The organism is Vibrio sp. Vb0349, from assembly GCF_033338975.1.
This window is the reverse complement of the sequence record NZ_JAWOTS010000084.1, coordinates 1-2,063: the sequence shown is the minus strand read 5'-3', so window position 1 is coordinate 2,063 and position 2,063 is coordinate 1. Positions and strand designations below refer to the sequence as shown.

Genomic DNA, 2,063 nt, shown 5'->3' with positions numbered 1-2,063 from the left:
AACGAGCTACATCCCGCTGAATTTCGGGCTCGGTGAAACCATTGATATGCTCCGAGATCACGTCAATGCGTTCGCGAGTGAGCATATAGCTCCTATTGCCGCCGATATTGACCATTACAATCAGTTTCCGAGCCATTTATGGCCACTTCTTGGCGAAATGGGCTTGCTTGGCGTGACCGTCAGCGAAGAATATGGTGGTGCTGAAATGGGCTACCTCGCCCACGTTGTAGCAATGGAAGAGATAAGCCGAGCATCAGCCTCCGTCGCGCTCAGCTACGGCGCGCATTCTAATCTTTGCGTAAATCAAATCTTTCGAAACGGCACCCCAACGCAACGAGAAAAGTATCTGCCCAAATTAGTCGATGGTTCGCACATAGGCGCTCTGGCGATGAGCGAAGTCAATTCGGGTTCGGATGTCGTCAGCATGCAACTAAAAGCCGAAGACAAAGGCGACCACTTCTTACTCAATGGCACAAAAATGTGGATCACGAACGGCCCCGATGCGGACGTGGTCGTGGTGTACGCCAAAACAGATGCTGATGCGGGATCGCGCGGGATCACAGCGTTTATCGTCGAGCGCAGTTTTACCGGATTCAGTGACGCGCAAAAGCTCGATAAGTTGGGAATGCGAGGCTCAAACACATCTGAGCTCGTCTTCAACAATTGCAAAGTACCTAAAGAAAACATTCTCGGAGCACTCAATTGTGGCGTCGAAGTATTGATGAGTGGGCTTGATTACGAGCGCGTTGTTTTAGCTGCTGGCCCACTCGGCATTATGCAAGCGTGTATGGATATCGTCGTCCCCTACGTGCATGAGCGCAAACAGTTCGGCAAATCCATCGGCAAGTTTCAGCTTGTGCAGGGCAAATTGGCCGACATGTACTCACGTATGAACGCTGCCAAAGCGTACGTCTACACCGTCGCAGCAGCTTGTGATCGTGGTGAATGCACGCGCAAAGATGCCGCTGGGGTGATTTTGTACAGCGCAGAATTGGCAACACAAATGGCGCTCGACGCCATTCAGCTACTCGGCGGTAATGGCTACATCAATGAATACGCAACCGGACGTCTTCTGCGTGACGCAAAACTGTATGAAATTGGCGCAGGAACCTCCGAAATTCGCCGCATGCTCATCGGGCGCGAATTGTTTGAGGAATCACGCTAGCTCCTGATTCACTCGCTAGGAAAAGGAAGTCATCATGGCCATCATAAAAAGCAAAACCAAGCCAACTGACGAGCTGTTTCTTTCTAACCAAGCCGCAATGGAAATGCTGGTTGAAAAGCTGCAAAAAGACATCGCCACCATCAAACTCGGTGGCGGCGAACGTGCTATTGCTCATCAGCGACAAAAAGGAAAACTCCCGGTTCGAGAACGAATTTCACATTTGCTCGATGATGGCAGCAACTTCCTTGAAATCGGTCAGTTCGCCGCTTGGCAAGTGTACGATGAGTCCATCCCATGCGCAGGTGTCGTGGCTGGCATCGGCATGATCGAAGGAGTTCAATGCATGGTGATTGCCAACGATCCTTCGGTCAAAGGCGGCACCTATTATCCTCTCACCGTGAAAAAGCACCTTCGAGCACAAGAGATAGCTCAGCGTTGCCAACTACCATGTGTCTACCTTGTCGACTCTGGCGGCGCAAATCTCCCTCATCAATCAGACGTTTTTCCCGATAAAGATCACTTCGGCCGTATCTTCTTCAACCAAGCCAGAATGTCGGCCAAAGGCATTCCTCAAATCGCCGTTGTTATGGGGCTGTGCACCGCAGGCGGCGCTTATGTCCCAGCAATGGCAGACATGTCGATAATGGTGAAAGAACAAGGCACCATATTTTTAGCCGGCCCCCCATTGGTAAAAGCCGCAACGGGCGAAATCGTGACTGGTGAAGGACTCGGCGGCGCAGATGTGCATTGTCGAAAATCGGGGGTGGCAGATTATTATGCCGAAAACGATGAGCACGCCTTAGACTTGGCGCGCGAGGCGATTGCCAACGCGAACCGTCCAAAGCCGCCGAAATCGGACAGTGCCATCTTACCTCCACGTTACGATGCCGAAGAGATG

The 2,063-nt window shown here is 51.7% G+C and carries 2 protein-coding genes; both read left to right on the top strand.

What is annotated here, in order from left to right:
- A partial coding sequence (locus tag R7Q47_RS23375; protein WP_318089449.1) for an isovaleryl-CoA dehydrogenase occupies positions 1–1,165 on the top strand: 1,165 nt, incomplete at its 5' end.
- A gap of 34 nt (positions 1,166–1,199) precedes the next feature.
- Positions 1,200–2,063, top strand: an 864-nt coding sequence (locus R7Q47_RS23370; protein ID WP_318089447.1) for a carboxyl transferase domain-containing protein, incomplete at its 3' end; no start/stop codon positions are given.